Source organism: Streptomyces sp. PL-25, from assembly GCF_058344915.1.
Genome location: NZ_CP136997.1, coordinates 2,561,550 through 2,581,987 on the forward strand (window position 1 = coordinate 2,561,550; position 20,438 = coordinate 2,581,987).

At 69.9% G+C, this 20,438-nt stretch carries 14 protein-coding genes and 1 pseudogene; 2 read left to right on the plus strand and 13 right to left on the minus strand.

The annotated features are described in order from the left end of the window. Window positions 1-41: 41 nt before the first annotated feature. The 5 genes from R4Z62_RS11360 to R4Z62_RS11380 form a co-directional block, all read right to left on the minus strand. The gene (locus R4Z62_RS11360) at window positions 42-1,472 is read right to left on the minus strand and encodes a S28 family serine protease (protein ID WP_064533262.1); all 1,431 of its coding nucleotides are present in this window, start codon (window positions 1,470-1,472) and stop codon (window positions 42-44) included. A 119-nt stretch (window positions 1,473-1,591) separates the two neighbouring features. Beyond that, complete coding sequence (locus R4Z62_RS11365; RefSeq protein ID WP_064537429.1) at window positions 1,592-1,981, minus strand: hypothetical protein; 390 nt, start codon at window positions 1,979-1,981, stop codon at window positions 1,592-1,594. A gap of 92 nt (window positions 1,982-2,073) precedes the next feature. Further along, on the minus strand, window positions 2,074-5,814 hold the full coding sequence (locus tag R4Z62_RS11370; protein ID WP_355483195.1) for an ABC transporter ATP-binding protein: 3,741 nt from the start codon (window positions 5,812-5,814) through the stop codon (window positions 2,074-2,076). Window positions 5,815-5,923: 109 nt separating this feature from the next. Continuing rightward, on the minus strand, window positions 5,924-6,976 hold the full coding sequence (locus R4Z62_RS11375; RefSeq protein WP_355483193.1) for an esterase-like activity of phytase family protein: 1,053 nt from the start codon (window positions 6,974-6,976) through the stop codon (window positions 5,924-5,926). Between the two features lie 53 nt (window positions 6,977-7,029). Continuing rightward, window positions 7,030-7,956 carry a serine hydrolase gene (locus tag R4Z62_RS11380; RefSeq protein ID WP_355483191.1) on the minus strand — a complete coding sequence of 309 codons (927 nt, stop codon included), beginning with the start codon at window positions 7,954-7,956 and terminating at the stop codon, window positions 7,030-7,032. 128 nt (window positions 7,957-8,084) lie between these two features. Between R4Z62_RS11380 and R4Z62_RS11385 the strand changes: the two genes are divergently transcribed. Next, window positions 8,085-8,453, plus strand: coding sequence for a hypothetical protein (locus R4Z62_RS11385; RefSeq protein ID WP_491519737.1), 369 nt, complete (start codon window positions 8,085-8,087; stop codon window positions 8,451-8,453). Window positions 8,454-8,770: 317 nt separating this feature from the next. Here R4Z62_RS11385 and R4Z62_RS11390 read toward each other — a convergent pair whose 3' ends face one another. From R4Z62_RS11390 to R4Z62_RS11405, 4 genes are all read right to left on the minus strand, one after another. Next, the gene (locus R4Z62_RS11390) at window positions 8,771-9,475 is read right to left on the minus strand and encodes a M48 family metallopeptidase (protein WP_491519738.1); all 705 of its coding nucleotides are present in this window, start codon (window positions 9,473-9,475) and stop codon (window positions 8,771-8,773) included. Window positions 9,476-9,554: 79 nt separating this feature from the next. Beyond that, entirely contained in the window at window positions 9,555-13,067 is a 3,513-nt protein-coding gene (locus tag R4Z62_RS11395) for a type I restriction endonuclease subunit R (protein ID WP_491519739.1), read from the minus strand. A gap of 223 nt (window positions 13,068-13,290) precedes the next feature. Beyond that, window positions 13,291-13,644 carry a hypothetical protein gene (locus R4Z62_RS11400; RefSeq protein WP_491519740.1) on the minus strand — a complete coding sequence of 118 codons (354 nt, stop codon included), beginning with the start codon at window positions 13,642-13,644 and terminating at the stop codon, window positions 13,291-13,293. Further along, window positions 13,641-13,994: a hypothetical protein gene (locus tag R4Z62_RS11405; RefSeq protein WP_491519741.1), complete on the minus strand. Its 354-nt coding sequence runs from the start codon at window positions 13,992-13,994 to the stop codon at window positions 13,641-13,643. Before R4Z62_RS11405 ends, R4Z62_RS11400 begins: the two co-directional genes overlap by 4 nt. A gap of 206 nt (window positions 13,995-14,200) precedes the next feature. Here R4Z62_RS11405 and R4Z62_RS11410 point away from each other — a divergent pair. Further along, a pseudogene (locus R4Z62_RS11410) lies at window positions 14,201-14,423 on the plus strand (DUF397 domain-containing protein). Between the two features lie 59 nt (window positions 14,424-14,482). On the opposite strand, the gene R4Z62_RS11415 reads toward R4Z62_RS11410, so the two are convergent. The 4 genes from R4Z62_RS11415 to R4Z62_RS11430 form a co-directional block, all read right to left on the minus strand. Next, entirely contained in the window at window positions 14,483-15,655 is a 1,173-nt protein-coding gene (locus tag R4Z62_RS11415; RefSeq protein WP_491519742.1) for a restriction endonuclease subunit S, read from the minus strand. Between the two features lie 46 nt (window positions 15,656-15,701). Beyond that, window positions 15,702-18,323: a type I restriction-modification system subunit M gene (locus R4Z62_RS11420; protein ID WP_491519743.1), complete on the minus strand. Its 2,622-nt coding sequence runs from the start codon at window positions 18,321-18,323 to the stop codon at window positions 15,702-15,704. Between the two features lie 96 nt (window positions 18,324-18,419). Beyond that, window positions 18,420-19,100 carry an RloB family protein gene (locus R4Z62_RS11425; RefSeq protein ID WP_491519744.1) on the minus strand — a complete coding sequence of 227 codons (681 nt, stop codon included), beginning with the start codon at window positions 19,098-19,100 and terminating at the stop codon, window positions 18,420-18,422. Continuing rightward, window positions 19,100-20,377, minus strand: a complete 1,278-nt coding sequence (locus R4Z62_RS11430; RefSeq protein WP_491519745.1) for an AAA family ATPase — start codon at window positions 20,375-20,377, stop codon at window positions 19,100-19,102. Before R4Z62_RS11430 ends, R4Z62_RS11425 begins: the two co-directional genes overlap by 1 nt. Between the last annotated feature and the right edge of the window lie 61 nt (window positions 20,378-20,438).

Here is a 20,438-nt window from a genome sequence, read left to right on the forward strand (position 1 = left end):
GCGGCCTGCCGCTCAGCGGGCGCTGTGCGGCAGGATGCCGGTCACGGCCGGAGCGCGGGCTCGCGCTCCGTCTCCCGGGCGTCCAGCTTCGCGTCCGGGCGGGCCAGCGGGCGCGCCGCCGACGGGTTGTCCTTCACCGCGGCGGGAGCCACGCCCGCCCAGTCCAGGATCCTGGCCGTGGCCAGCGCCTGCTGGTCGGGGACCAGGCCCGCGACGTTGGCGCCGTGGTTCATGCCGGGCGCGGTGAACACGTAGGAGTCACGCGCGCCGTGCCCGAGGCGGAACCGCTCCGAGCCCCACGGGTCGTTCTGCCCGTAGACGAACAGCATGTGCCGGGCGTTGTGCCGCACCCAGCTGTCCACGTCGCGCATCACCCAGGGCTGGAAGCGCATCGGGATGGAGCGCGGCACGAAGTTGCGCGGCGGCTGGTAGCCGTAGCGGATGAGCTTCTTCTCGATGTGCGGGAAGTGGATGGTGGGCGCGCCCATCTGGGTGCCCGCCTGGTAGTAGTACGGCGTGTAGGTCTCCAGGCCCTGGTCGGTGTAGGCGGAGAAGCCGGAGATGGTGTCGATCGAGTCCCAGATCTGCTGGTCGGTGGCGTGGCGGGCGTCGGCCGGGACGGTGTCGCAGTCCGACAGCAGGCTGTACTGCCAGAAGCCCCACACGTAGTCGAGGACGACGGCCTCGTAGGCGCGGTCCAGGCCGCCGATGGTGGTGAAGGTGTTGTGGTGGTCGGCGGCGTACTGGGCGTACTTCTTCTCCAGCGGCTCACGGCGCACCAGGGCCTCGCGCTGGACGGCGCCGAGGCGGTCGCGGCACTCCTTGGTGCCGACCTTCTCGAAGAAGCGGTCGTAGGCGGAGTCCTCGTCGTTGACGACGTCGTTGGGTGCCACGTAGGCGACGACGCCGTCCATGTCGCGCGGGTAGAAGCGCTCGTAGTAGGTCGCCGTCATCCCGCCCTTGGAGCCGCCGGTGGCGATCCAGTTGCGCGAGTAGACCTTCTTCAGCGCCGTGAAGAGGCGGTGCTGGTCGCTGGCGGCCTGCCAGATGTCGAGCTTGGACCAGTCGGCCGGGGCCGGGCGGGACGGGGTGAAGAAACGGTACTCCAGGGAGACCTGGTTGCCGTCGGTGATCCGGGTGGGCTCACTGCGGCTGGGGTTGGTGGAGACGTTGTAGCCGCTGGTGTAGAACACCGTCGGGCGGTCGACTCCCTTGTGCAGCAGGGTGAACCGCTGCTGGAAGGTGCCCTTGGACGGGTGCCGGTGGTCGACCGGCTGGGTGTAGTTCAGGACGAAGTAGCGATAGCCGGTGTAGGGCTTCTCCTCGATCAGGCTCATGCCCGGTATGGACAGCAGCCGGTCCTTGATGTCGGTGCCGGTGGCTCCCTGCTGGGCGGCGGTGGCCGCCCCGGCCGTGCTGACGGTGCCGACGAGCACCACCAGTGCCAGCAGCCATCTGAGCGCCTTGCGCATGCACACTCCCCTGTGAGACAGATGTGCGCCGGAAGCTATCGGAGCAACTCGGGTGCGCACCAGGGGAGTCGGAGAATCGATCATCTCGCGGCGGGCGGGCCGCCGTCCCGCTCAGCGCCTCAGCACAGGATCCAGCCGCTGCTGACCGACCGTTTCCCGACCGCGCCGGTGACCCGTACGCAGCGGTGGCCGGCGTGCACGGTGACCGGCCCCGCGTGCTGGGAGTAGCGGCCCCGGTCGGTGACCGGGCGGTTGCCGCGCGCCTGCACGCTCACCGACATCGCCTGCGGCCGGCCGGGGCGGGCGGGGACCGTGACCGCGCACACATAGCCGTTGCTCCTGTAGACGCGCACCGACCCGGCGGCGAACGACAGCGTCTTGACCTGGCGCCCCGAGCAGGCGGCGGAGGCCGCCTGGGCGGCGCCGGGCAGGGCGAGCGAGAGCAGCCCCGATCCGGTCAGCACGGCCAGGCCCAGCGCCAGCCGCCGGCGCAGCACAGCCCTGTCCACGGTCACCTCTCCCCTCACGTCCCCTCACGGCAGGCACATCGGCGTACGCGTGTACGGACGCCGTACACACCTCGGACGGTTGCCCCGGCCGGTCACCGGGGGACGCCGACCGGCTCCTCCGGCTCGGCCGCGCCGGTGAAGGTGCGCCACAGCGCGGCGTAGTGGCCGTCGCGGGCCAGCAGCTCCTCGTGCGTGCCGTCCTCGGCGACCCGGCCGTGGTCCAGGACCACCACCCGGTCCGCGCGGGCCGCCGTGGTCAGCCGGTGGGCGACCACCAGCGTGGTGCGGCGGCCCGCGAGCCGGTCGGTGGCCTGGTTGACCTGGGCCTCGGTGGCCAGGTCGAGGGCGGCGGTCGCCTCGTCGAGCAGCAGGACGTCCGGGTCGACCAGTTCGGCGCGGGCCAGCGCGATCAGCTGGCGCTGGCCCGCGGAGAGATTGCGGCCGCGCTCGGCGACCTCGTGCAGATAGCCGCCCTCCAGGGTGGCGATCATCTCGTGCGCGCCGACCGCGCGGGCCGCCGCCTCCACCTCGGCGTCGGTGGCGCCGGGACGGCCGTAGGCGATGGCGTCGCGGACGGTGCCCGGGAAGAGGTACGCCTCCTGCGGGACCACCCCGAGCCGGTGGCGGTACGCCGTCAGGTCCAGCTCGCGCAGGTCCGTGCCGTCCGCGGTGACCCGGCCGCCGGTCGGGTCGTAGAACCGGGCGACCAGCTTGACCAGGGTCGACTTGCCCGCGCCGGTCTCGCCGACGAAGGCCACCGTCTGCCCGGCGGGAATGCGCAGGTCGATGCCGGTGAGGGCCTGTTCCTCGGCGCCCTCGGCGCCGTAGGCGAAGCGCACGTCCTCGAAGGCGATGTCGCCGCGCAGCGCGGACACCTCGCGGGGCCGCTCGGCGGGCTTCGTGGACGCGGGCTCGCGCAGCAGCTCCTGGATGCGGCCCAGCGAGACGGTGGCCTGCTGGTAGCCGTCGAAGACCTGGGAGAGCTGCTGGACGGGGGCGAAGAACAGGTCGATGTAGAGCAGGTACGCCACCAGGGCGCCGGTGGTCAGCGTGGCCGCCTCGACCCGGCCCGCGCCCGCGATCAGCACGGAGGCCGCCGCGACCGAGGAGAGGAACTGCACGAACGGGAAGTACACGGAGATCAGCCACTGGCCGCGTATCCGGGCCCGGCGGTAGCTGTCGCTGCGCTCGGCGAACCGCCGCCCGCCGTCGCGCTCGCGCCCGAACGCCTGCACGATCCGCAGCCCGGCCACCGACTCCTGGAGGTCGGCGTTGACCGCCGACACCCGCTCACGGGCCAGTTCGTACGCCTTCACACTGGCCCGGCGGAAGAAGAACGTGGCGATGACGAGCGGGGGCAGGGTGGCGAAGACGACCAGCGCGAGCTGTACGTCGATCACCAGCAGGGCGACCATGATGCCGAAGAAGGTGACCACCGAGACGAACGCCGTGACCAGGCCGGTCTGGAGGAACGTCGACAGGGCGTCCACGTCCGTCGTCATCCGGGTCATGATCCGGCCGGTCAGCTCGCGCTCGTAGTAGGCGAGGCCGAGCCGCTGGAGCTGGGCGAAGATCTTCAGGCGCAGCGTGTACAGGACGCGTTCGCCGGTGCGGCCGGTCATCCGGGTCTCGCCGGTCTGCGCCGCCCACTGCACGAGCACGGCGAGCAGCCCGAGCAGGGCGGCGGCCCAGACGGCGCCGATGGCCGCCTTGGTGACGCCCTGGTCGATGCCGTGCCGGATCAGGACCGGCAGCAGCAGGCCCATCCCGGCGTCCAGGGCGACCAGGCCGAGGCTGGCCAGCAGGGGCAGTCCGAAGCCGCGCAGCAGATGGCGCAGGCCGTAGGAGTCCTCGGGGCGTACGGCGCGGGCCTCGTCGACGTCGGGGGTGTCGGTGGCCGGTGGCAGGGCCTCGACCTGGGCGAGCAGTTCGGGGGTGGCGGGCATGCCGGCGGTGGCGGCGTCGCGCGGTTCGCGCTCGCCCGTCCACAGCTTCGGGGTGATGCCCCGCTCGGCGTCGAACTCGGCGTCCAGTTCCGCGCGGACGGAGGCGTCCTCCGGGGGCGCGGCGGGCGGGGTGTGGCCCGGGGAGACGTCGCCGAGTCCGTCGGGGTCGGTGAGCAGCCGCCGGTAGAGCGCGGAGCGCTCCTGGAGCTCGTCGTGGGTGCCGAGGTCGGCGAGCCGGCCGCCGTCCAGGACGGCGATGCGGTCGGCCAGGGCCAGGGTGGAGCGGCGGTGCGCGATCAGCAGCGTGGTGCGGCCCGCCATGACCCGGGCGAGCGCCTCGTGGATCTCGTGCTCGACGCGGGCGTCGACGGCGGAGGTGGCGTCGTCCAGGACGAGCAGCCGCGGGTCGGCCAGGATGGCGCGGGCCAGGGCGACGCGCTGGCGCTGGCCGCCGGAGAGGGTCAGGCCCTGCTCGCCGACCTCGGTGGCGTAGCCCTCGGGCAGCTCGGTGATGAACCGGTCGGCCTGGGCGGCGCGGGCGGCGGCGCTGATCTCCTCGTCGGTGGCGTCGGGGCGGCCGTAGGCGATGTTGGCGCGGATGGTGTCGGAGAAGAGGAAGGAGTCCTCGGGGACCAGGCCGATGGCGGACCGCAGCGACCTGAGCGTCAGCTCGCGCACGTCGTGGCCGCCGATCAGGACGGCGCCGTGGGTGACGTCGTAGAAGCGCGGCAGCAGCAGGGAGAGGGTGGACTTGCCGGAGCCGGAGGAGCCGACGACGGCGAGGGTCTCGCCGGGCCGGATCGCGAAGGACAGGCCCTTCAGGACGGGACGGCCGTCGGTGTAGGAGAAGGACACGTCGTCGAACTCGACGGTCGCGGGCGCGTCCGCGGGCAGTTCCCGGGTGCCCTCGGTGAGCGTGGGCTCGGTGTCGATCAGCTCCAGGACGCGTTCGGTGCCGGCGCGGGCCTGCTGGCCGACGGTGAGGACCACGGCGAGCATCCGGACCGGGCCGACGAGCTGGGCGAGGTAGGTGGAGAAGGCGACGAAGGTGCCGAGCGTGATGTGCCCGTGCACGGCCAGCCAGCCGCCGAGCGCCAGCATCGCGACCTGGCCGAGCGCGGGGACCGACTGGAGGGCCGGGGTGAAGCGCGCGTTCAGCCGGATGGTGCGCAGCCGCCCGGCGAAGAGCCTGCGGCCGACCGCGCGCAGCTTGGCGGTCTCCTGCTCCTCCTGCCCGAAGCCCTTGACCACGCGGACCCCGCTGACCGCGCCGTCCACCACGCCCGCCACGGCGGCGGCCTGCGCCTGCGCGTACCAGGTGGCGGGGTGCAGTCTGCGGCGGCTGCGCGAGGCGATCCAGCCGAGCGCGGGGGCGACGGCGAGCGCGATCAGGGTCAGCGGCAGCGAGAGCCAGGCCATGATCGCCAGCGAGATCAGGAAGAGCAGGACGTTGCCGATGGTCATCGGCAACATGAACAGCAGCCCCTGGATGAGCTGGAGGTCGCTGGTGGCGCGGCCGATGACCTGCCCGGTGGACAGCTCGTCCTGGCGGCGGCCGTCGAGCCGGGTGATCGACGCGTACATCTCGGTCCGCAGGTCGTGCTGGACGTCGAGGGCGAGCCGGCCGCCGTAGTAGCGGCGGACGTAGGTGGCCGCGTAGACGAGGAGGGCGGCGCCGATCAGGGCGCCGGCCCAGGGGGCCATGGGGCGGCTGCGGTCACCGACGACATCGTCGATGATCACCTTGGTGATCAGCGGGACCAGCGCAAGGACGGCCATTCCGGCGAGGGAGGAACCGAGGGCGAGGACCACGTCCTTGGGATGGCGCCACGCGTACGAGGCGAGCCTGCGCACCCACCCTCGTGTCTCCCCCGGCTGCGCTGCCACGTCGGTGCCTCCCTGACGGCCTGATCTTCCGGAAGGCACCAACACGGACGGCAGCGGATTTCATCCCCCCGCAACATTTCGCGCACGGGCGGGGACACTCCGAGAGCGGTCAGATCCGCACGCGGAGGTAGTAGAACCGCGTGGTCTGGGCCGCGTTCGCGTTGTCGTCGCTGACCAGCAGGACGCGCAGGCGGCCCCGCGTGTCGTGGCCGGCGACGGTCATCCCCTCGATGTTGTCGAGGAGCGGGTTGGGCTGGGGCTGGTGGGCGGTGGCGCCGAGCGAGGGGCAGGCGGCGAGGTCGGTGAGCAGGGTCTTCCCGATCAGCCGGACCCCCGACTGTCCGGTCAGGTGTTCGATGCCGCTGGTGTCGGTGGCGCGGCGCGGGTCGGCGAGGTAGAGGCGGACGGTGTTGCCCACGCCCGCGGTGAAGCCTCGCTCCAGGACGAGCAGCCGGCCGTCCGGTACGGCCTGCACCTCGGGGACGCCGAGGGTCGCGTCGTCGGTGCGGTAGGCGTACTGGGCGGCGAGCCGGAAGTGCCCGCCCCGGGTGCGCTGCCAGGTCTGGAAACGCACCGTGCGGCTGTCGTCGCCGCTGAGCGCGTACTCCATGGAGGCGAGCAGGGTCCGGCCGCCGGGCAGCAGGGTCAGGCCCTCGAAGGTCTGGTTGGCGGTGGCGCGGCCCGCGGGGGCCACGCGCAGCGCGCCGGGCACCGGCAGCCGGTCCAGGATGCGGCCGTCGCGGGAGTAGCGGCGTACGGACGGCTCGGTCTCGGAGGTGATCAGCCGGGTGCCGTCCCGGTCGACGACCAGGCCCTCGGAGTCGAGCGGCGCGCCCTGCTCGTCGGCGAGCGGGACCACGCCGGTGGGCTTGAGCGTGCGGCGGTCCAGGGTGAACAGCTCGGAGCGGTCGGAGAGGGCGGCGAGGTCGCCGTGCCGGTCGCGGCCGAGGGCGGAGAAGTTGCCGGTGTAGGAGCCCCGGTAGGTCGTCTTGTCGAGCGCGTCGGAGAAGCGGTCGAGGGAGACGGACGGGGAGCAGGCGTGGTCCCGGGCGCGGTCCCGGGTGTGGTCCGGGGCGGTGGTGGCGGCGGCCGGCCCCGCGGTGAGGCAGGTGGCCGCCGCCAGGCCGGCGGTGACGGTCGCGAGTACGGTTCTCAGGCGCATGACCGTCACCGTAGGGGTCCCGCGTGGCTCGTGGGAGACCGCCCGGTGAAGCGTCAGCCGGTCGGCGGCAGCGGGACGGTGGCCTCCCTGGGCCGGGCCGGCGGCACCAGCCGCTCGGCCCACCGCGTGGTGGGGGCGATGTCCTTGTGGACGGCCGTCGCGATGTTCTGGATGGTGGTGACGCCGTAGTCCATGGTGCTGTTGTCCTGGGTGAGCACCGTGATCGTGTAGTCGTGGCCGCCGCCGTCGAAGGTGCCCACGCTGTGCACCCGCCAGCCGTGCGTGGCCCGCTCCAGCCAGCCGTTCTTGACGTGCACGGCGACCGTGGACGGCGCCCCGGCGGGCGTGCCCCAGCGCTGGGAGGGAGTGACCTGGCCCATCAGCTGGAGCATGTAGGCGCGGGAGTTGTCGCTCAGGACCGCGTTCTTCGCGGTGACCAGGGCGAGCAGCTTCTGCTCGTCGCGCACGGTGATCTGGGTCAGGCCCCAGTAGCCGTCCGGGTCCGGCTTGGTCTGGGTCATGCCGGCAGCGCCCAGAAAGCCGTTGATCCTGGTCAGTCCGAGCTGCTTCCACAGCGCGGTGGTCGCGTCGTTGTCCGACTGCGTGATCATCGCCTTGGTGAGCGTCACCTCGCGGTCGGTGAGATAGCGCTCGGTCTTCTTCGCGTCCCACAGCAGGGTGGCGAGGACGGTCACCTTGACCACGCTCGCCGAGTCGTAGGCGCTCGACTCGCGGAAGGTGCAGGTCGTGTCGGTGGCGCGGTCGCGCACACCGACGGCGATGGAGCCCTTGCGGCCCGCCATCGCCGCGGTGATGTCCTGCTGGAGCCTGGCGGCCAGCCCCGCCTTGCCGGACGTGCAGCTGACCTGGTCGGGAGCGGCGGCGGCCGGGGTCGCCGCGGCCACGCACGGGAGGAGCATGCCGGTGCCCGCGCCGATCGCCGCGAGCACCCTGACGCGTCGGGATATCCAGTGAGTCATGCACAGTTGACGCACAGACGTACGGAAGTGGTTGCACGGAGGAGTGAGAAATGACGGCACGTCACTCCCCGGCGCAGCCGGACGCCGCCGGAGGTGGATCGGCCCGCCGCCCTGGGCAGAGATCGCCCATGCCCGATCCCGCGTTCCACGACCACGTCCTGGCCGGCCAGCTCCTCGCGGCCCTGTGGACGGCACGCCTCCTCTCCGGCAGCGGCAGAACTCCGCCCGAGAGCGGGACGTTCCCGCCGAAAGCAATGCCCACCGAACTGGTGGGCGGCGAACTGAAGGCCCTCACCGGCCGTCTCCTCACGGCCAGGGGTCGGGACAACGACCGCTGGGAGGCGGCGGTCGAGGTCTTCCGCGAGATACCCGACCTGCTGCCGAAGAAGCTGCCGGGCAAGAACATGTCGGAAGCCGAACTGAAGGCGTTCGCGGAGGGCTACGAGACGCAACGCGCCGCCCACACCGAGAAGTACGGGCGTCTGCTGGAGCAGTGAGCCGCCGACGGGACGCGTGTCCTGCGCGATGCCGTGTTCTGCGCGGGGCGCGTGTCCGGCGCGGGATGCAAAGGCAAGACGGGCCACAGCCCCGTCCGCCCGCGCTGTGCACGATGCCCAGGTGACCTCGGCCACCGATCTGATCCGACACCGGCTGCATCCCGTACCGTGCAGCGGCAACGGCCCCCGGCTCGCACGCCAGCGGCCGTTTGGCGCAACAACCGCGACTTGTGCACCGTCTACTGGGAGTGGGATGTGGCGACCTGGTGGCTATGTTGTGCCGGGACTTCCTCTTCCTCAGCGGAAATCAGCCCGTCCTACTGGACATCCCCCATCCAGAGTCGCCGCCCCAGCTCGTCGAGGTCCGCCCGCCGCTCCTCGTACTCGGGCAGTGCGATCCGCAGCAGTCGCCAGAAGTCCTCCCGGTGCCCGGGCACCTTCACGTGGGCCAGTTCATGGGCGATGACGTAATCGATTAGGTGCATGGGCAGCTGGAAGAGCGGCCACCCGAGACTCATCAGCCCCTTGGCGCCCGTCCCGGCCTGCGGCGGCCGGTACGCCCCCCATCGGTCCCCCAGCTCCCGCACGTCGAGTTCCGGCTCGGTCACGCCCATGCGGGCCGCCCAGGGCTGGAGCCGGTGTCCAGTCCACTTCCGGCCCGCCCGGCAGTACCAGTCGACCAGCGCCGCCCGCCCCGCCCGGGGCTCCGCCGCCAGATCCGGGCCCATGACGAGGCGTCCCGCGACCAGCCGGACTCCTCCGCCCGTCCCCTCCTCACCGGACACGGCCAGCCGATACGTCCTCCCTAGATAGCGGAAGACCTCTCCGTCGACGAGCCGCTTGACGGGGCTGAGCGGGCGTGTGCGCTCCCGCTCCCGCCGCTTGGTCAGCAGCCAGTCCCGGTGCGCGCGGACGAACTGCTCCGCCTCGGCCGTCGAGCGCCCGGCCGGCGTGTGCAGGGTGAGGGTCGCGTCGGTCTCGACGGTCAGTGCGAACCGTTTCCTGCGGGTGCTGGTACGCACCCGCAGAGACAGCCCATCCACAGTCAGGAGGTCATCGGGGGTGCAGTACGTCGAAGGATCGGCCAGCGCGGTCACCCGCCTATTCTCCCCTCGCCCTGCTCCGGAACTGGCGGAGGTTGTCCTGCGCGAAAGACGCCAGGCGCTCGGCGGCGTTTTCCAACGACGCCCAGTCCCCGCCCAGGGGCCGGACGCCGTGATTGAGCAGGGCATCCTGGAGGTCTCCTGCCAGCATGCTGATGTCCTGGTGCTGCCCCTGGTACGACGCCCTGGCCATGATCCCGGCGGCCACGTCGCACACCTTGCCCGTGAGCCGCCTGATGTCTCCGCCACCGGCGAGCCTGATCCCGGGGGTGTCTTCCAGGATCTGCTCCACCAGCCGGTACACCCTCTGTTCGAGCGGCGTGAGGCCTGCGAGTTCCGGGGACTCCTCCTGTTCCTGCCTGGCCTCCTCGATCAGCGGGCCGAACGCCTCCATCTGCTCCTCGAAGCGCCCCGGCATCGTGCGCAGGATTTCTTCCAGGCGCTTGGAGAGCCGCTCGTACTTTGCGGGGTCCTCCCGTTTCGTTCGCTCCTCCAGGTGGAAGCGGAGCGCGTGGCCCATCTCCGCCGCCGCCTCCTGTGGCGGCAGGCGTCGCACGGCATCGTCGAAGGTGAGAGCCGTGAGCGAGACCGGCGGGATGACTTGGTCGATCTCCGGCCCTTCGAGGTGATCGGCGATCATCGCCCGGACCTTGCGCCCGTACCGGCGCAGAGTGAACGTCCCGCCCTCGTCGTCCCGGCACAGTCGCCGCACCCGCTTCTGGAGCAGGCTCCAGCGCCGGGCGTCCGCCACGTAGTCCAGGGCGTCCTCGTGCGGGAGGACGCGTTCGAGGGTGGCGAGGAACTCGTGCAGTACCTCGTCGAAGCCGAACCGTAGGTCTTCGGGTTGCAGGGCGAGGGCCGCGGGCCCCAGCTTGGCGAGTTGGTCGAGCTGTGCGTCATCGATGCCGTTGCGCCGCAGGAAGTCGCGGACCTCCTGGGCGGCAGGGCCCAGCTTGTCCGCCTCGTACGACAGATCGCGCATGGTGTCGGTGACATCGGCGTTGCGGTACCCGGCGAGTGCGCTGGAGAGGTGCTCGAAGATGCCGTAGTAGTCGACGACGTAACCGACCTCCTTGCCGGGCGATGTGCGGTTGACCCGCGCGACGGCTTGGAGCAGTTCGGCGTCCCGGATCGGCCGGTCCAGGTAGAGCACCTGTTCGCGCGGGGCGTCGAACCCCGTGAGCAGCATGGACTTCACGATCAGGAAGGCGATGGGACTGTCGGGGTGCACGGGATCGGGCACCGAGGTGGCGGGAGGCGGCGGCTCGCTGTTCGCGGCCCCGGACCACGGGGCGTTCGTACCTCTGGCGGAATGAGCGGGAGGGGGCGGGGCCTCCGGCGGGTTGAAGGGGGTTACTGCTACCCACTCCGGGTCAGGCGCCAGTTCGGGGAACGCCTTCTGGAAGCGCTCGGTGTAAGCCTCCTGGCGGCCGGCGTCGGTCCATTCCCTCCATTCCCCGCGCTTGTGGCCGGAACCCGGGGAGATGACGGGGACGAAGTCGATCCGCCGCAGCAGGGCCCGGAACCGGTAAGCCTGGTGGAGATAGCGCTGTCTGACGGACAGCTTCTCCGGAGGTATCCCCGTCACCGACTCCGGGTCGTACTCCGCCAACTGCTCGAGCAGTTCGTCACGAGCCTTGCGCAAGGCGTGGTGGTAGTGCACGGCCGCCTTCCGGCTGACGGCCGCGACCTGGGCCTTGAAGCCGCCGGGCAGCACGGTGGTCACCCAGTGCTCCAACATGTCCGCGGCCTTCGCCTCGATCATGGGCACGGACTCGGCGACGTCCCGCTCGGTGGGCCACCGCTTGAGGAGCGCGGCCCGCTCCTCGGGGGTGCGGTCCCGGACGAGGTCGTCGAACCCCCTGTCGAGGACCTCCCCGTCATGGACCTCGCCCTCCCCGGTCCGCCCCTCGTACCGGATACGGACGACGACGCCGTCGTGCTCGGCGTCCTCCATCCGGTACTCGTCGAGAAAGCCCCGCGGCGAGTCGCCCCGCCCGAAGATCCGGCGCGTGTCCTCCTCGCGCCCGGTGATGATCGGCGTACCCGTGAACCCGATCTTGGCGGCGTTCGGGATCGCCCTGCGCAGGGCGGCGTGCAGGACGCTGGTGTGGGAACGGTGTGCCTCGTCGACGAGGACGAGGATGTCCGGTGAGGTGTTGCACTCGGGGAAGTCCGGTACGAGACCGGGGCTTTCATCCTCGCTAGGACCCACTCCCTCTTCCGTCAGATCCCGGTCGTCCCCGCTGCCTTCCGCATCGCCGGCGAAGGTGAAGCCGGTCCCGTACTTCTGGATCATGCCGAAGACGACGCGCCGCCCGCCGTCGCGCAGCAGCCCCTCCATCTGCGTCCGGGTCTCCGCCGTCTCGACGTCGGACTCGCTGAGCTTCAGCGTCCGTGAGAGCTGGGTCTGCAACTGGGTGCGGTCGGTGACCACGACCACCATGAACTCACTGAGCCGGGGGTGCAGGTGCACCCGTCGCACCAGGAACGTCATGGTCAGCGACTTACCGGAGCCCTGCGTGTGCCAGATGACACCGCCGCGCTCGTCCTCGGTGTCCCGCCCGGCACGGGGCCGCCCGATCAGCAGCCTGCGCACGGCCTTTTCGGTGGCCCGGTACTGCTGGTGCCGGGCGACGGCCTTCACGGTCCGCACGGCCCCGCCGTCCGCATCCGACTCGACGGTCATCGGGATCACGTAGTGCCGTACGACGTTGAGCAGGGCGGCCGGCCGCAGGACGACACCGACGAGCTTCTGCTGCTCGCCGAGCGGCGCGGGCGCGGCCGGGTCGGCGCCGTCCGCGAGCAGTCCGGCGGCACGCAGCTCCCGCCGCAGCGTGCCCTCCTCCTCCGGCTCGACGCTGCGCCAGGGGTGGAAGTCCTCGGGCTCGGAGGTGACGGTGCCCAGGTGGGCGGTCTCGCCGGTCGTGGGGACCAGGAGCTGCACGGTCCGGAACAGTTCCGGCACACCGGCGGGGGCCGGAGCACCGGTGGCGTCGAGGTCCAGAACGGGATTTCCGGCGTAGTGCCGGAGATCGAGTACGGCGCTTCGGACGGGCTCGGCGAGATCGGGGCTCTTGCACTCGACAGCGACGAGCGGGATGCCGTTCACGAACAGGACGAGGTCGAGTATCGACAGCTCGCCGGAGCGGCTGCGCACGCGGAGTTGGTCGACGACGGTGAAGGTGTTGTGCCCGACGAGGTCGGGATGCCACTCGACATACTGGACGGTGGCGGAAGGGCCGCCGTGCGCGGCGGAGGGCGAGGGAAGCGTCCAGCCGTGGAGCAGCATGTCGGTGGCGGCGAGGTTCGCCTGCACGACGCCCTTGCCGAGGGAGAGGGAGGCGAGCTCACCGACCGCCCGCCGGATGTCGTCCTCTCCCATCCAGGACTGACCGTCACCGCCCCGGAGGTTGATCCGCCGCAGCGCGGGCCCGAGCTGGTCGACGAGCAGCGGCACCGCCGCGTCGAGCGTGTCCAGCTCCACGCCCGGGACGTGTGTCCATCCCATGGCTTCAAGCTGCGCGATGAACGGCCGCTCCACCTCGTCCCGCTCGACGTGTACCACCACAGCCCCGCGCCTCTCCGTATGTCCCGCCGTTCCCCGGAGATCCATTCTGCGCCCAGGGGGCGGGCGGAGGGAAAGGGGTCCAGGTGCAGGGCATGGCTGAGTGCGCGGACGTACGGAGCTTTTGTGCCGGTACGTCCGCGCACTCTGCGGTGAGGCGGTCGTGTCAGGTGCTGGGGACCTCCTCGGGTGGCCTGCGGTCATCGGGGAGGGACAGGCGTGCGCCCCTACTGCGGGCGATGCGGTGCACGTCGTGAAGGGACTCGGCCAGCCGGGCGGCCAGGAAGCGGAGTTGGGGCGCGGTGGCCTTGCGGTCGCCGAGGAGATCGACGGCGTGGCCGACGAGGTCGTCGGCCATGTCGAGCTGAACGGCTTCGACGTCGTCGGCCATGCGGGAGAGCCGACTGGTGCCGCTGTCGTCGGTCACGAGATAGCAGGGGTTGCCGTCGAGGTTGGACCAGGGCAGGAGGCGGGGCCGGCCGGTCACGGGGGTGGTGGCGTCGTGGCTCTTGTAGATCATGTGACGACTGCCTCCCGGACCAGGTTCCGGTGGGAACCGACATCAACACCGTGAACGCGCCGTGGCCCCACGTCGAGGCCGTGCACGGCGAGCCAGAGGGTCCGGCGACGGGCGCGCTGCTGCCTGACCTGCGCGCGCTGTTCGTGGGCGAGGAGGTAGGGGTGGACGAGCCGGGAGTCCTCACCGCGGAGGAGGGTCTCGTGCCGCGAGGGGCGGCGGCCGGGGGCGGCCGGGACGGGGCTGGGTGCTTGGTCGTCGGCACGGTGCCGGTTCCGGTGCCGATGCCGCCCGGAGGCGGTCCACAGGAGCCGCAGCAGCGGCTCGGCGAGGAGGGCGATATGGTGCAACACGTCTTCAACTCCGACGCGGTTGAGGACCATGCCCCCGGGACGTCGGTAGCGGTCGCGGCGGTCTTCCGTACCCGAGGACAGGTCGACATGCATGGACATCGCTGTGTAGCGATCCGCTCACAGAGTGGGACAGCCCTTAGGTGACGCAATGCCGCTCAAGGAGTCACTGATCCTGATGAGGGCGACAGCAAACGACTACGAACATCGTGGATGAACCCACCATCCCCAACGCCTCCTCCCTGCACGGCTGGCGCAAGTCGACGTACAGTGGCAACGAAGGCGGTAGCTGCATCGAGGTCCTGGACAGCTACCCGGCCGGCGTCCCGGGTCCGTGACTCCAAGGCCCCCGAGGGACCCGCACTGGTCTTCCCGTCAACGGGCTGGACATCGTTCGTCACAGCGGTCAAGGACGGCCACCTTCCCGCCTGACCGCGCGCCGCCACGATCCATCCGGCCCGCATCCTTGGGGTCGGCCGGACACCGCTCTCTCAGGCCGCCACGCCAGAGGCCGCGACTCGCCCCGACAGCAGATCGTCCACAAGCCCTTGCTTGAGCTGACGAAGCTTGTTCAGCTCTTCTTTCTCACGCCCGATCTGCTCGTCACAGGCCTCCAACGTCGCTACGATGCGCCGCTGTTCAGCCAGGTCGACCGGAAGGTCGATCTCCAGCTCCCTCAACCGGGATGGATTGACATTCACCTGCTGCACCGCAACGGTCGAAATCGACCGCACCCGCTGGCGAACGAGAGGGTGCATCAGCCATTCGACAAGGTATTCCGGTGTCACGCGTTGCAGGTCGGGAACGAGGCGCACCAGATACGAGGCGAAGGTCGCACTCGGCAACTCGTCACGCCACATGGCCGCCTTGCCGATGTGTTCCATACTGTTGGTTCTGTTGAACAGGACGTCTCCGCGCCGGAGAAACAACTTCGAAGGAACCGGAACCGGACAATAGCGAAGCTCATCTGTATCGATCCTGGCACTCTGAATATTGTTCATCCGCAGCACGGGTACGCCGCGCGCGTCCCTGTCAAGGGCTTCAGAGATCCCATATTCGGCCGATGGAACAATGTCCTTCAATGGCACGCGAGCCCAGCCTGCTGTTGACCTCTCACCAGCGACAGGCGTCATAGACGCGAGAAGAGCACCACGCCGCAAATTACGGAGCTTTATGATCGATTTCTCAATACCCCGCTCCAGTTCTGTGCAGCTGGCGAGCACCTCAACGATCCGCCGCTGCCCAGCCACCGGAATCAACGGGAACAGCAGCTTCCCGAATCGGTCGCCTCCTAGGTGAGCAATGCTAGTCGTCTGTTTGGCGATCGCTGCGAAGACCCCGGTCGCTAGCCAGCGCTCGAAGACCAACTGGGCATACGCAGGAAGAACATTAGCACCTGGCCGGAAGCGGATCAAAGTGTTCTGAAAGCAGAACTTTCCCTCCGCTCCGTCGTAAATCGCGCTACGCCCAACGAGTTCCAGGCTCTGCCCCTCGTTTAGCACAATGTCACCCGGCTTGAGCCCGTACAGCTCACGCTCCGCATTAGTGAACCCCATCGTGTTCACGTCCGCGTAGTCAATCCGCCCCAGATGAACGTTCGCCACACGCAAATAAGGGAACTGCCCAGGCGCATCACGGGTTGCCGGCGAGAGCTGCTTCCCCATGCGGACGTCACCGACGTTCCGAACCGCGGTCCATTGGATCTCGACGCTATCCCACATAGCCCAGCCCCCTCAGAAACGCGTCCAGTGCACCCGCCGCCCGCTCCCGCCCCGACCGAATCTCCCTCAACGAAACGGCGTACTTCTGCTCCCACGTCTCATAAGACGCCGCCAGCTCCCGCTGCCACCGCACCACGTGCCCGTCCAGCTTTGCCGCCAAGTCGTCCCGCAGCAGGTCCAGCACCACCCGGCGCTCCCCTTCCGCGTCCAGCTCCGCCCGCGCCCGGAACAAGCGCGGCGGCTCCTCACCCAGCGTCGGCGGATCGCTCGGGTACGGATACCGGTGGAAGTCAGCCTCAAGGCGTTTGATGTCCGCGCCCGCCTTCGTGCGTGCCTTCTTCACCCGCGCCAGCTCAGCCGTCAGCTCGGCCAGCTCTTCCACGCTCAGAGCGACTTCCTCCGAGTCAGCCTCACCGTCGGTCGACTCGCCGTCGGCCTCCGATTCCTCCCCATCCCCCGAGAGCCGCGCACTCAGATCCTTGAACCGGGCGTCCGCCTCCGCCTTACGCGCGTCCGCCTCCGCCAGTTCCTCCAGAAACTGCGGAGCGATCGCGGCGACCACCTTGTGGTCGTACGCCTGACGTCGCTCCACCGCCGTCCGCGACCGCAGCTTCTTCGTCCGTGCGTCCTGTTCGGGCGAGAGCATCGTGTCGACGTTCTCGACCCATCCGTCGAGAACACCGCCGAACCCGTTCTCCGACAGCGCGAGCAGGTCGTACTTGGCGTCCCACCACCAGCCCGCAACCGCCCCCGCCAACGCATACCGATCCAGCAACCCGACCCGGCCCAGCCGTTCCCCGAACGACTTCATCAGCTGCCCCCGCACTGCCATCAGCGCGGCCTTACGCTCGGAGGATGTGGACGAGGCGAGAGTCTCAGGCGTGGCCGCCACCGCTTCCAGACGGCGGGCGGCCTCCTCCTCCCACCACTTGCCGAACTCCGCCCGCAGAGCCTCCTCCCGGGGCCGGGCCAGCTCGCCCAGATCGGGACAGCCGCCCGCCACCTCGTCCCGGAAGTCGACGTACGCCGGGTCCGCCGGCTTCCGCTCCACGAACAGATCGGTCATGCCGATCCCGTACGAGTCGAGCAGCGGCTTCTTCGCCTCGATCTCGGCGCGCGGGACGCCGCCCACCAGGTGCGCCCGCACGTCCTGCGGCTCGGGCGGCGGTGTGTTGTCGACGTACCGGCGGATGTTGAGGTTGTCGTCGTTGGCGGCGAGTTCCTCGCGGGTCACGATCCGCGAGAAGCCGGGTACCTCCTCGTACGCGTGGAACGTCGAGACGATCTTCTCGGCGTGCTCGGGGAGCAGGATGTTCTGGGCCCGCTCCGCGTGGAACTCGCGGTCGGCGTTGATGAACAGCACCGTGCCCTCACGCTTTCGGTCCTTCCGGCCGGGCGGGCGGAGCACCAGGATGCAGGCCGGGATGCCGGTCCCGTAGAAGAGGTTCGGGGCGAGGCCGATGACCGCCTCGATGGTGTCCTTCTCCAGCAGCTCCGTACGGATCGCCTTCTCACCGCCGCCACGGAACAGCACCCCGTGTGGCATGACCGTGATCACCATGCCGCCGCGAGGGCCCTCCCGCTTGGCTTCCCACAGCATGTGCTGGAGGAACATCAGGTCGGCCTTGCCGCGCTCACTCGTCGCCCCGTACTTGGCGCGCTCGGCCGGGTGCGCCAGGTCCGCAAGGGTGTAGTCCAAAGAGAACGGGGGGTTGCTCAGCACTCCGTCGAAGCGGTCCTCGTCCGAGCGCGGAACGTGCGCCGGCTGCGAGAGCGTGTCCCCGGTGGCCAGGTCGAAGCGGCGCACCCCGTGCAGGACCATGTTCATCGTCGACATGATCCAGGAGCCGGAGTTGGCGTCCTGACCGGCGAAGAACATCGACGACGTGTCGCCGCCGTGCTCCTCCACATACTCCGCCGCGTGGATGAGCATGCCGCCCGAACCGACGCACGGGTCGTAGATCCTCATGTCCTCGGTGGGGGCGAGGAGCTCGACCATCATCCGAACCACTGCGCGCGGGGTGTAGAACTCGCCGCCCTTGCGTCCGGCCGAGTCCGCGAACTCCTTGATCAGGTACTCGTACGCGGCACCGATCAGATCGGGGAACTCGAAGTCCTCCGTACGCAGCCGGATCCGCCCGAAGTGCGCGATGAGGAGCTGCAGGCGCTGGTCGGCGAGCTTGGCCGCGCCGGACGCGGCGCCCGATCCACCGATGCGGTTGAAGTCCAGGTGGTCGAAGAGGCCCTTGAGCTTGCTGTTCTGCGCCTCAAGCGCTTGCAGCGCGGGGCGCAGGGTCATCTCGTTGATGTTGTGGGTGGCGGCGGAGACCTTGGCCCAACGAGCCGCCTCCGGCACGTACAGCACATCGCGCTTGCGGTAGGGGCTCGGCTGCTCCAGGTAACCAGGAACGTCCTCGTCGGCGAGCTTCAGCCCCTCGACGGCGTACCGCCTGATCCGCTCCCTGGCCGCCTCGAACTCGTCGTTGGCCCGCTTCAGGAAGAGCAGCCCGAAAATGTAGTCCTTGTACTCGGAGGCATCCATCGTGCCGCGCAGAATGTCCGCGGCGGCCCACAGATGCCGTTCCAGCTGGGCGAGCGTGAGCTTGGCCACGTACGACTCCCTATGACCCGACCTGAGATGACGGAGAGACCTTATGACTCCGCCGGGGCCATACCGAAATCAGCGCGTGATCATGGCCGAGAGAGGTCAGTATGTGTCGATGTGCAGGGCGTCCTCCACAAATTTGTGCACATCCGTGTAAGGGTCTCTGTCCCACTTGCCCACACGGGCCGGGTGCTGGCCGTTCATCCGCTCGGCGTTCTTGCGCGCCGTCTTGTAGCGGCCCAGGACCTGGTGCGGCAGGACGACCTTGGGAGTCGCGGCGTCCTGGGAGCCTCGCTGGAACGGGAGCCGCTCGACCGCCCCGTCGCACACCCCGCCGAACGAGCCGCTGACCGGCTTGTAGTGCGCGAGGCGCCACACCTCGAAGCACGGATGCGAGAAGGCGACGCCGATACCCGCCGCCTCCGCCTGGTCCAGTGCGTCGCGAATGTACTTGTAGTTGTCGTGGTCGAAGAGGCACCAGACCTGAGACAGGTACTCCTCCTCCAGCTTGGCGCGCTTCGCCTTACGGTCTTCTTCACGCTTCAGCCTGATCGCCTGCTCGACGAGGTCGAGCGGCTTGCGCCCGCTGTCCGCCTTGCGGTTGGCGATGTGCATTTCCACCGGGACCTTGCCGGCGAGTGGAACGCCCTGGTCCTTGAGGATGTCGAGATACGAGGGCTCGGTCACCTTGCCCTCGGTGAAGACGAAGACCTGGCGCTTGCGCTGCCCGCCCCGCCGGACCGGACGCTCCCACGAGTCCTTGCCCCTCTGCGCCCGCCCCATCAGTCGCGCCCCGCCCGGTCCGCTCGATCGTCCGTCTCGTCGTACGCGCCGGCCTCACGCGCCACCAGCAGCCGCCGCGCGATCTGCCCCTCCAGGAGAGCCGGAACACCGCCGAAGGCCCCCGCGAGATAGGACTGTGTGAGGTCCTCGTCCTCGCCCGGCTCCGCGTCGGTGAGCGGATACAGCTCGGTCGCGCCGTCCTTGCCCTTCTCCGTCAGCCACACCTGCGCCGGATCGAGGAGCCGCTCACCGCTAGGGGTGGTGAGCACCGTCGCGTCGTGCGACGTGAAGACCAGCTGGGCGCCCCTTGGGTTTGCGTACGTGTCATGGAAGAGCCGGACGACCTCGGCCGCGAAACGGGAGTGCAGGCTGGCATCGAGCTCGTCGACGAGGAGGACCGCGCCTTCGTCGAGGGCGAGGAGCAGTGGGCCCAGGAGGGCGAACCAGGAGCGGGTGCCGTAGGACTCCTCCTGCCAGTCGAAGGACACGTCCCCAGCAGTCGAGTGGTGTGTCAGCTTCACCGTGTCCCGGCCCGGGCCGTCCTGGACGACCGTAGCTCCGGTGATGCCGAGGTCGGCGACCCTCAGTAGCTCCTGGATCCTGGTGGCCCTGGGACCTGACAGTTCTTTCGTGGTGTACCGCGCGCGCTCGTCCCGCTCGACCTCCGGGCTGATCATCCAGAAGTTGCGACGGAACCAGTGGAACAGCGGGGAGAGCTGCGGATGGTTGTCCGTGCCGGCTGTGGAGAGCAGCAGTGCGTTCGGCCGCGTGCGCCGTACGAGCTGGGCCCGGTCCTTGACACGTCCGCCGGGCCACTTGAAGACGTCCGGCCGGGAGGCGTCGCGGTCGAGCCATTCCTGACGGCGACCGCGCGGGTAGCTGTGCAGCCATTCGGACTCGACGCGAGTGGCTCCGAGCTCGAAGCCGTATGTCCAGCGGACCTCGTCGATGACGACGTCGACCTCGAAGAACGAGGGCTCGCCCTCGCTCTTGGGATCCAAGGAGAAGACCTGGCGCGGGATGCCGTCGTAAGAGGCCCAGTGCGCGTAGGAGTTGAGGACCGCATTGCGCATGTCCGTCATCGCGGTCAGCACGTTCGACTTACCGGAGGCGTTGGCCCCGAAAATGCCGATCAGCGGGAAGACGGAGACGGAGCCGCCGCCTGCGAGATCCAGCGGATTTGCCGATCCCCCCTGTTCCTCGCCGTGCGCGACGAAGGACAGCTCCTGCTCGTCTCGCAGGGACCGTACGTTCGCGACGCGAAACCTCAGCAGCACGCTGCCCTCCTCTCCGCGCTCAGAGTAATGGCCGCGTCTGACATCGGCCCGACCGGGGAGC

Bases quoted from the DNA above. Each gene is read 5' to 3' on its own strand.
- R4Z62_RS11360 (WP_064533262.1), bottom strand. From the start codon at position 1,472: ATGCGCAAGGCGCTCAGATGGCTGCTGGCACTGGTGGTGCTCGTCGGC.
- R4Z62_RS11375 (WP_355483193.1), bottom strand. From the start codon at position 6,976: ATGCGCCTGAGAACCGTACTCGCGACCGTCACCGCCGGCCTGGCGGCG.
- R4Z62_RS11380 (WP_355483191.1), bottom strand. From the start codon at position 7,956: ATGACTCACTGGATATCCCGACGCGTCAGGGTGCTCGCGGCGATCGGC.
- R4Z62_RS11385 (WP_491519737.1), top strand. From the start codon at position 8,085: ATGCCCGATCCCGCGTTCCACGACCACGTCCTGGCCGGCCAGCTCCTC.
- R4Z62_RS11395 (WP_491519739.1), bottom strand. From the start codon at position 13,067: ATGGGATGGACACACGTCCCGGGCGTGGAGCTGGACACGCTCGACGCG.
- R4Z62_RS11400 (WP_491519740.1), bottom strand. From the start codon at position 13,644: ATGATCTACAAGAGCCACGACGCCACCACCCCCGTGACCGGCCGGCCC.
- R4Z62_RS11415 (WP_491519742.1), bottom strand. From the start codon at position 15,655: ATGGGGAAGCAGCTCTCGCCGGCAACCCGTGATGCGCCTGGGCAGTTC.
- R4Z62_RS11425 (WP_491519744.1), bottom strand. From the start codon at position 19,100: ATGGGGCGGGCGCAGAGGGGCAAGGACTCGTGGGAGCGTCCGGTCCGG.